Raw genomic sequence first — 9,722 nt, forward strand, 5'->3', positions numbered from 1 at the left:
CAGATAAAGGAATTTTAAAAAGATTCAATCTAAAACTAAAGTATTGGGATGAGGACAATGCGATTTACTAAAAATCACTTAAGTTATTGAAAGTGCCTATTTATAATATTGGAAAAACTTTTTAATAATTAAATGATAAAATAATAGTGGTATGAAAATTTTCTAATTTTCATTTTAATATTAATTTTATAGGAGTTATTAAATGACTTGTAGTATTTTAGTTGGTGGTGCATGGGGTGATGAAGGTAAAGGAAAATGTATCACTTACCTTTGTGATAATGATAAGCCAGATATTATCGCTCGTGCAGGAGTTGGGCCAAATGCAGGCCACTCTGTCGAATTTAATGGAGAAAAATATGGATTAAGGTTAACCCCATCAGGTTTTGTACATACTGATGCTAAACTCATGATCGGTGCTGGTGTTTTAGTAAATCCTGATGTATTGTTTAGTGAATTTGAAAACCTGAAAAAGTATAATGTTAAAGAAAGAATGTGCGTTGATCCTAGATGTGCAATAATTAATGAGGATCACATGACTCGTGATAAATCTTCAGAACATTTAGCTAAAAAAATAGGAAGTACTGGTTCTGGCTGTGGGCCTGCAAACTCAGACCGTGTAATGAGGACAATAGAGCTTGCAAAAGATATTCCAGAACTTGAAGAGTATATTACTGACGTGTCAATGGCTTGTAATGAAGCTATTGATAATGGTGAGAACGTATTTATTGAAGGGTCACAGGGTTTTGCTCTTTCACTTTACTATGGATCATATCCATATGTAACCAGTAAAGATACCACCGCATCAACATTCGCTGCTGATGTGGGAGTCGGACCAACTAAAGTAGATGAAGTAATCGATGTATTTAAAGCTTATATTTCCCGTGTTGGAGAAGGTCCATTCCCAACAGAAATGACTCAGGAAGAAGCTGAAAGCAAAGGTCTTGAAGAATATGGTGTAGTAACTGGAAGACGTAGAAGAATAGGTTACTTTGATATGGAACTTGCAAAGGAATCCTGCAGAATCAATGGTGCAACTCAAATTGCTCTTACTTGTGTTGATAGGTTATTTGACTGTGCACGTGTCCAAAACTACGATGAATTGTCTGTTGAGACTAAAGCTTTCATTGAAGATATCCAAACTGAAACTGGCGTGCCGGTAACCATTATTTCTACTGGACCAGATTTAAAAGATACAATTGATTTAAGAAAAGAATTGTTATAAATTCTTTTTCAACTCTCTTTTTTTTATAATAAATGTGGTATTGATTACCATAGTAATCACTAGCTGTTGAATATATTGTCATTTGGATGTTTTTCGGCAATATTTTTTAATTTTAAATAAACGTTAAAATACAATAAGCTACATAATTATTAATATATTTAATTTAAAAGGTAGTTTAAATGAATGAATTGATGTGTGAAATGTGTGGAAGCAACATGGTTATAATCGAAGGCGGATTTTATGTCTGTCAAGCTTGCGGTACTAAATTTCCCATTAACGACTCCAAAACAGGTGAAAATCACCAATTTGGTGGTGAATCTTCTGCAGAATTAGATAATTTATATGAACTCGCAAGAAGAGCACGTGACAATGGAGACAGTGAGTTTGGATTCAAATATTACAGTGAGATTCTGATAAAAGAACCTAACGACTGGGAAGCTCAATACTATGTGGGTTACTTTAGAGCATTTTTAAATGATTTTTTGGATGAAAATGCAATTGATGATTTTTACAATTCAACTGCATCCGCAGTATCAATTGTTGAAGGCATTGATGATGTTGAAGAGAAAAACGATGCGATAAGTCTGTTTACAGATGAAACATTTGGGCTTGTCGATAGTTTTTACGAATCATATTTTGAAGAAATGGAATATGAATCTCCTGATGGTGAGTATTATACATGGTATGTCAATGTTCTTTTAGAATTATGCTATCTATTAAATTATTATGGTGATTTGGTTGAGAACGTAACTGATGATACATATCAGGATGCTATGGACTCTTGGATTTATTCCATAGACCTTCACACACCAATGTATAGTCACATAGGCTTTTTTGATAAGGGTGATCATGATAAATATATAGATGATTATGTTGAAAAAATACGGGAATATGATCCTGATTATCAAAAACCTAAACCTAAAAAACTATTTGGTATAATATAAAATATATGGAGGAATTAAATGGTTGAACTTTTAAAAGTAATTAAATTTGAAGGAGACAAGGACACTTTAGTCTGGAAACATCCTGCCGAAGATTTCAACACACATTCAAAACTAATTGTTCATGAATCTCAAGTAGCAATATTTTATAAAGACGGAAAGGCTTTGGATGAATTTGGTCCTGGAAAATACACTTTAGAAACTGGAAACATACCTATTTTGAGGGCACTTATTGATCTTCCTACAGAAGGAGTAAGCCAATTTCATTGTGAAGTTTATTTCATCAACAAGGCAACATCATTAAATGTAATCTGGGGAACAAGCAGCCGTTTTCCAGTTATTGAACCAACATTCCAAATACCGATAAATGTTGGTGCATCAGGTGCTATGGACATTGTAATTGATGATGCTAAAAAATTCATGGTAAATGTTGTGGGAACACAAACATTCAACACAATTGATCAAGTTACTGATTATTTCAAAGGCAAAATCACCACTAAGGTCAAAAACTATCTGTCAAAAATAATGTCTGAAGTAAGCTATTACAATATTACACAGCATCTGGAAGAAATTTCAGAGGCATTACATGAAAAATTGAAAGAAGATTTTAAGGAATATGGTGTAAATCTCGTTACATTTTACATATCCAATATTGTTGTTCCTAAAGAAGAAACCAAAAAACTTGAGGATGTATTGAACAAAAAAATGGAATATGGTACTCTAGGATTCAATTGGGCTGATGAACAAATGGCTGATGTCGCTAAAAAATATGCGGAAAATCCTGGAAATAAAAGTGGCGTTAATGGTATGGTGACTGGTTTTCCTATGGCTATGGCTTTTGGCCAAATGTTGGGAAACAATGTTGGTGGAAACATGTCTGGAGGATTGTTTGCGGCTGGTCAGAACTTCGGAGCTAACCAACAACAAGCAAGTCAGGAACAACAACCAGTTAGTAATGAACCACAAGGTGATGCAGTATTTTGTACCAAATGTGGCAACAAATTAGCCCCTGATGCAATGTTTTGCTCTAAATGTGGAAACAAGGTACAGCAAGAGCTAAAATGCAGCAACTGTGGAAGATCACTTGAACCCGGTGACATGTTCTGTTCAGGATGTGGTCATCCTACTAATGAATAGATGAAATAATATTTTCATCATTCATTTTCACTAGTAAGTCCATCACCAGTCTATGTGTTGATTATGCAAGAAAATATTCTTGAATGTTCAACCTATAAGTCCCATCATGACTAGAATTAAAACAGATGCATCTGTCATCAGATGAGACAAATAAGATGCGAACAAGTTTTTAGTTTTTAAATAGACATATAAATGAAATATTGAACCTGCTCCTTGAATCACCAGTACTGAGAGAATAGTTGTGCTAGGTTCTAAATGTATCAAACCAAAAAAGATTAATGTAAATATGGATGATACTATAATTGATAATCTGCGATTGGAAGTGTATTTGAATAAAACCCTCAATAAGAACATCAATGGAATGAATTTTATTAATTCTTCAGCCATCATGGAAAATATCAAAGATACAATTGTAACAATATTCGCATTGCTATTTCCAACATCTGGAATGCCCCAAGTACCTAATAGATTGGTGAGTATACTTGAATAAACAATATATGCCAAACACATCAATACTGCAAGAATAAGTTCATTTTTTGTTGGTTTTTGAAAAAACAAGGAATAATCCCAATTTGAAAAGTATAACAATGGAATTAACAATATCAGAAGGAAAGATATGCTGCCTATTATTTCATTTGAAAAAACGCTGACGAATCCGTTAGCATAATATGCAACAGGAATGCATATTAACAATACCAACCATCCAATCTTGGACATCTTCGGATTCTCATTATAATATGGAAAGTCTCTATTATTATCTAAATTTAACATTAAAAACACCTTGATTGATTTGAAGATAGGATTTCAAATTGGATACATGATTATATTTCCTAAATAAATCCGTTCTAGAATATATAATAGATATGTTTTACAATTATCTTAAACTTTATTAATTCTTATTTTTAAATAATTTTTTATGTATAAAGATATGATAATCGTTAGGGGAGCAAAAGTTCATAATCTAAAAAATATTGACGTTGATATTCCGCTTGGAAAAATTGTGGCAATTAGCGGAGTTTCCGGAAGCGGCAAATCATCGCTTGCTTTGGGTGTATTGTATTCTGAGGGGTCTCGAAGATATTTGGATGCTTTGTCAACTTATACTCGTCGCAGAATCACACAATCTCAAAAAGCTCAGGTTGATTTGGTCCAATATGTTCCTGCATCTTTGGCTCTTCATCAAAGACCTGATATTCCAAATATTCGATCTACTTTTGGAACTTCAACAGAACTTTTAAACTCTCTAAGGTTATTATATTCACGGTGCGGTAACTATTTTTGTCCAAATGGGCATATGCAGGAGCCAACTTTAAATGTGGCTCGTGAAATTCCATTGAAATGTCCTGAATGTGGTGAAGAGTTCTATGGTCTTGGGGCTGAGGAATATGCATTCAATTCAGATGGAGCATGTCCGTCATGTAGTGGTACAGGTTACATTCGTGATGTGGATGGTGCTAAATTAGTGTCTGACGAGTCAAAAACATTGGAGGAAGGTGCCGTTGACGCATGGAATCAGTTTGGTATTTCTTGGATGTATCATGTTGCAGGAGAGCTTGGTGTAAGGGTGGATGTTCCATTTAATGAATTAACAGATGATGAAAAGGATATTGTTTATAATGGTCCGGCAGTTAAAAAATATATAAATATTCCTTCCAAAAACGGTAAGCTGTTTGAATTGAATGCGGAATATAGAAATGCTCATCGAGCTATTGAAGAGGCTTTGAAAAATGCAAAAACCGAAAAGGGACTGACAAAAATTAATAAATTCTTAACAACTAAAGTTTGCAGGGATTGTGAAGGTACTAGATTAAATTTCAAAGCTAGACAGACATTATTGGGTGGAATCAATATATCTCAAGCTTGTGAAATGAATCTGAAAGACTTGGTTTCATGGGTTAAGGATGTGGTGAGAGAATTGCCTGATAATGTACGGGAAATGGCGGAGGATATAACTGAGGAATTCATGGACAATGCAAAGATTTTGCTTGATTTGGGTTTAGGTTATATTTCCCTTGATAGGCCGTCAAATACATTGTCCACTGGAGAATTGCAAAGAGTTCAGCTTGCAAAAACATTAAGAAATAGGACGACTGGTGTTCTATATGTTTTGGATGAACCTTCAATAGGTCTTCATCCCAATAATGTTGATGGTCTCATTAATGTTATTAAAAGATTGGTTGATGATGGAAATTCAATTATTTTGGTTGACCATGACACAAAGATATTGAATATTGCTGATTACATGGTTGAAATGGGTCCTGAAGCTGGTGCTGATGGAGGAAATATTATCGCACAGGGATCTTTAGATGAAATCAAGAAGAATTCTTCATCTCAAATCGCTCCATTTTTAACAAACTCTGAAAATGTTATTGTGAGGGAAAAGTCTTCGGATATTTTTGAGAATGGTGAAATTCGAATTAAAACAAATGAGATACACAATGTTAAGGAAATGGATGTTGGAATGCCGAAAGGAAAATTGACAGTAGTCAGCGGAGTTTCCGGGAGTGGAAAGACCACTCTACTTTTGGAAGCATTATACCCTGCTGTTAAATCATATATTAATGATGAAAAACTGCCTGATGGAGTTTATGATATTGATTGTGATGGAATTAAAAAGATTGATTTGATTGACAGCGTTCCGATTGGTAAAAATGTCAGAAGCACTGTTGCAACATATTCAAAGGTTTTAGATGATTTGAGGCGTGAATTTGCTAAACTAACGGATGAATATAAAATGTCTGATTTTTCATATAATACTGGAAAACTAAGATGTGAAACTTGCAATGGTACTGGAAGTGTGTCAATGGATATACAGTTCCTGCCTGATGTTGAATTGACATGTCCTGATTGCGATGGACTCAGATACAGCAAAAAAATTGAAGAGGTTAGATATAATAGTCTTTCTTTATCGGATATTATGAGTTTAACAGTTGATGAGGCATTGGAAGAATTATTTGGTCTTAAAAAAGTTACAAACAAACTGCAAAAACTTTCTGATTTGGGCTTGGGTTATCTGACCTTGGGTGAAGCAACTCCAAGTTTATCTGGGGGTGAGGCACAAAGACTCAAATTAGCTTCTGAAATTGGAAAATCCCAAAGAAATTCAATATTCATATTCGATGAACCAACAATAGGCCTTCATCCTTTGGATGTAAAAGTCTTAATTGATGTTTTCAATCATTTGATTGAAAAGGGTGCAACGGTAATCGTAATAGAACATGATTTGGATTTGATAGCTAATGCAGATTATATTGTTGATATTGGAATAGATGATGACAATAGTGGCGGAGAGATTCTGGCCAAAGGTAGTCTGAAAGATATAATTGAATCTAAAAAAAGTTTAACAGGTAAATATTTGGCTGAAAAAGAGTTGTGGGATGGTTTGTAATTCAAAAAAATATTGTTTAAAGTTCATTTAGTGAAAATGAACTTAAATCTAATAAATCAAATGTTAATATTTTCGGAGCAACAGTTACTTTTCCAACTCCGGTTATTATTTTATATGCTTCAAAAGCTTCAAGACATCCGATTAAATTTGGTGTTGGTCCAATAACTGGAGGAACACCTGAAGTAACATTTTTCAAATCGCCGATGACATCTTCAGTTAATTCCTTGCCGAGTGAAGGCAAGTTAAACATTTCTTCATAACTTTTGTCGCTATTCGGTAAAAATACTGTAACTTGACCTAATGTTCCATGAATTGCACCATGAATGTAGGGAATTCCAAGCTCATTGGCTTTTCGTGATACGATGACTCTTGTTAAGACATTATCAAGAGCATCAATAACAATATTGGAGTTTCCAATTACTTTTTCAATATTGTTCTGGTCAACATGTTCATTGAATATTGTAGTTTTTACGTAGGGATTGATTAATCTGACTTTTTCTGCTGCTACACTACTTTTATCAAGTCCCAAATCGGAAATTGTAGCTAATGTTTGACGATTTAAATTTGATAAGTCAAATGCATCCTTGTCAACTAGAACGAGTTCTCCAATACCCATTCTTGCAAGCATTTCGATAGTCTCTCCACCAATTCCACCACAGCCGATTACTGTGACTTTCGCATCTTTGAATCTTTGTTGTTCGCTTCTTGTTACTATGCTCATTTGACGTGATGCAATTTCCCAATATCCATCACCGATATATCTTGTTGGCATTTTATCACCTATACGTTTCTCCGCAATTTTTTCAATATTTCCATAAATTCATTAAGCGCAAGGTCATAATTTTCAAAATCATGGCCTTCAATTAATCCGTTTTCATAAATAGTAATGTTTTCCAATTCTATCTTTTCACTTGATTCGGATATAATGTCTTTAATTTGTTTTTTGGTATTTTTGATGTTGACTGAGAATGGGAGTTGGTATGAGAATGAATCTTGTGAAAAGTCGATTGCAATTGTGTCATCATCATCAATTGGTGATAAATTTAAAACAACTTTTTTAAAACCTTGTCCTTTTAATTCGTCATTTATCTGTTTAAATTGTTCATTATGGAAAATTTCATTAATCTTGTCAACTTCAATAATACCAATTTCTCCTAAATCTCTAACTTTCACGATTTCGCAGTTAGTTCTATCTAAAATAAAATTTTCACAGTAGCTAATTCTTTCAATCTTTTCTTTAGTCGTACGTGTATTTGTTGGGATTCTAGTTGCAAGACATGTGGTGGATTTGGAATAAGGAATATTGTGACTGTCCAGATATTTATGAATTTCTTTAGATGTTAAATTTGCTGTAATTAATGGTGTCTCAAATCCTTTTTCATAAGTGATTAAAATCCCGGGTCTATCGCAAACTAGATCGCTGATATTGTTTCCATCACAAATATATTCAAATCCTTTTTCTTTTGCAATGCTTTTAATTTTTGTATACATCAAATCTCTGCATGTAAAACAGCGTTTTGCATCATTGGATAGGAAATATTCGTTTTCATAAAAGTTAATATCAACTATTTCATGTTCGATTCCAAAATGTTTGGCCATTCTTTCGCTATGTTCCAAAAAATAAGTTGGCATTAAGTGATTGTTGATGGTAATGGCCAATGTATCTTTAGAAACTTTAGAAGATAAATAAGCTATTAGTGTTGAATCGGCACCGCCTGAAAAACCAACAGCTACTTTTTTATCCTTTAAAATGTTTTCAACGATTTTAATTTTATCTTCTAAATCCATCTTATCCCTTTCAAAATAATTAATGTGTTGATATTCCAAATTCATTAATATTTTTTGTTTTATTTATATTTTAGATTTTGGAGTCATGCACAATGAAATGCTTCAGGAAAAATATAACAATAGTTATTTTTTCCATAATTAATTAATTGTTAAATTGATATATAAATGTTTTGAAAAAGTCATGTTATCTTTTAGCAATCACTACTAAAATATAATCATTTTCTTTTTTAAAGATTTCAACACTTTTAAATCCTGCATTAAGCAAATATTCTTTTAGTTGTGATGCATTATAAACACTCATTCCTTCAACTGTTGCTAACCATTTTTCATCATCGGGGTGGGTTCCATCTGTTCCCTGTGCAATCATGAATCGTCCATCAGGTTTGATTATCCTGAATACTTCTTTAAATGTTTCACCAATATCTGGCCAGAAATATATGGTTTCAAAAGCACTCACTAAATCATATGTATCATTATCAATGGGCATATCACTGACGTCCGCTTGAATTATATTGCATCTTCCATTATCGGCCGCTTGTTGGTTTTGCTTAATTGAAGCCTTCACAGAAACTTCAGAATAATCCAATCCGTCCACATTCGCTGTAGTCAGTTTAAGGAATTTTTCAATATTGACTCCACCACCACAACCGATATCCAATATTCTGTCGTTTTCGTTAATGTCTATGCATTCAAAAGCGAATTCGGATATGTGCTTGTGGTTTTCATTCATATTTCTAATTGTTTGAATGCCTTCTTCACCATGGGGTTTCATGCATTGGGTAATTTTTTGATCTACCATAATCAGACCTTCAATATTTTGCATATGGTAATAGTTTGGTACGACAATTGTTAAAAAATTAATGTTAATCTAAAAAGGCACTTTCAAAAACTTGTGTGATTTTTTTCTTTTTTATTTTTTACGTTCCAATGATTTAGTTTTAGCATGAATCTTCTTAGAAGGCCTTGTTCTATTTTCATTGTTCTTTTTATGTGTTTTGGAAATACTTTTTGAAAGATATTTTCGATTTTATTGTTCGTTGAGGGAATATTTGTATTTTCAAGGTGTGTCGTCAATTTTTGAAAGTAGGAAATGATAAATTTATCCACGATTTTGATTGTAAAGTTATTTTTTGAATATTTTTTATCCAATAGTTGATTTCGTAGATTTTTAGCATCATTTAAGTTTTTTGCATCAAGTATTTTAAAAATGTGCTTTTTTAAATCAATTAACTCATTGAATTCTTCT

The 9,722-nt window shown here is 33.0% G+C and carries 8 protein-coding genes and 1 pseudogene; 4 read left to right on the plus strand and 5 right to left on the minus strand.

The window, feature by feature from the left end:
* Positions 1-202 precede the first annotated feature (202 nt).
* The 3 genes from QZN45_RS10585 (at position 203) to QZN45_RS10595 (ending at position 3,300) form a co-directional block, all read left to right on the plus strand.
* Positions 203-1,222, plus strand: a complete 1,020-nt coding sequence (locus QZN45_RS10585; RefSeq protein WP_292606658.1) for an adenylosuccinate synthetase — start codon at positions 203-205, stop codon at positions 1,220-1,222.
* A gap of 179 nt (positions 1,223-1,401) precedes the next feature.
* Entirely contained in the window at positions 1,402-2,166 is a 765-nt protein-coding gene (locus tag QZN45_RS10590) for a hypothetical protein (RefSeq protein WP_296812840.1), read from the plus strand.
* A gap of 18 nt (positions 2,167-2,184) precedes the next feature.
* Positions 2,185-3,300, plus strand: a complete 1,116-nt coding sequence (locus tag QZN45_RS10595; RefSeq protein WP_292881131.1) for an SPFH domain-containing protein — start codon at positions 2,185-2,187, stop codon at positions 3,298-3,300.
* An 87-nt stretch (positions 3,301-3,387) separates the two neighbouring features.
* On the opposite strand, the gene QZN45_RS10600 is transcribed toward QZN45_RS10595, so the two are convergent.
* Positions 3,388-4,071, minus strand: coding sequence for a type II CAAX prenyl endopeptidase Rce1 family protein (locus QZN45_RS10600; protein ID WP_292606652.1), 684 nt, complete (start codon positions 4,069-4,071; stop codon positions 3,388-3,390).
* 145 nt (positions 4,072-4,216) lie between these two features.
* Between QZN45_RS10600 and QZN45_RS10605 the strand changes: the two genes are divergently transcribed.
* Positions 4,217-6,688 carry an ATP-binding cassette domain-containing protein gene (locus QZN45_RS10605; protein WP_296812842.1) on the plus strand — a complete coding sequence of 824 codons (2,472 nt, stop codon included), beginning with the start codon at positions 4,217-4,219 and terminating at the stop codon, positions 6,686-6,688.
* A gap of 16 nt (positions 6,689-6,704) precedes the next feature.
* Here the strand turns inward: QZN45_RS10605 and QZN45_RS10610 are convergent, their stop codons facing one another.
* The 4 genes and pseudogenes from QZN45_RS10610 to QZN45_RS10625 form a co-directional block, all read right to left on the minus strand.
* Positions 6,705-7,460 (minus strand): HesA/MoeB/ThiF family protein, encoded by a 756-nt coding sequence (locus tag QZN45_RS10610; RefSeq protein ID WP_296812844.1) that lies wholly within the window; start codon positions 7,458-7,460, stop codon positions 6,705-6,707.
* Between the two features lie 8 nt (positions 7,461-7,468).
* Entirely contained in the window at positions 7,469-8,476 is a 1,008-nt protein-coding gene (locus tag QZN45_RS10615) for a 7-cyano-7-deazaguanine synthase (RefSeq protein ID WP_296812845.1), read from the minus strand.
* 184 nt (positions 8,477-8,660) lie between these two features.
* Positions 8,661-9,275 (minus strand): class I SAM-dependent methyltransferase, encoded by a 615-nt coding sequence (locus QZN45_RS10620; protein WP_296812848.1) that lies wholly within the window; start codon positions 9,273-9,275, stop codon positions 8,661-8,663.
* Between the two features lie 83 nt (positions 9,276-9,358).
* Positions 9,359-9,722 (minus strand): annotated as a pseudogene (locus QZN45_RS10625) (transposase family protein); the annotation flags it as partial.

Source organism: uncultured Methanobrevibacter sp., from assembly GCF_900314695.1.
Taxonomy (GTDB): Archaea; Methanobacteriota; Methanobacteria; order Methanobacteriales; family Methanobacteriaceae; genus Methanocatella.

Coding starts and splice junctions, on each gene's coding strand:
- QZN45_RS10585 (WP_292606658.1), top strand. CDS start 203: ATGACTTGTAGTATTTTAGTTGGTGGTGCATGGGGTGATGAAGGTAAA.
- QZN45_RS10590 (WP_296812840.1), top strand. CDS start 1,402: ATGAATGAATTGATGTGTGAAATGTGTGGAAGCAACATGGTTATAATC.
- QZN45_RS10595 (WP_292881131.1), top strand. CDS start 2,185: ATGGTTGAACTTTTAAAAGTAATTAAATTTGAAGGAGACAAGGACACT.
- QZN45_RS10600 (WP_292606652.1), bottom strand. CDS start 4,071: ATGTTAAATTTAGATAATAATAGAGACTTTCCATATTATAATGAGAAT.
- QZN45_RS10605 (WP_296812842.1), top strand. CDS start 4,217: ATGTATAAAGATATGATAATCGTTAGGGGAGCAAAAGTTCATAATCTA.
- QZN45_RS10610 (WP_296812844.1), bottom strand. CDS start 7,460: ATGCCAACAAGATATATCGGTGATGGATATTGGGAAATTGCATCACGT.
- QZN45_RS10615 (WP_296812845.1), bottom strand. CDS start 8,476: ATGGATTTAGAAGATAAAATTAAAATCGTTGAAAACATTTTAAAGGAT.
- QZN45_RS10620 (WP_296812848.1), bottom strand. CDS start 9,275: ATGGTAGATCAAAAAATTACCCAATGCATGAAACCCCATGGTGAAGAA.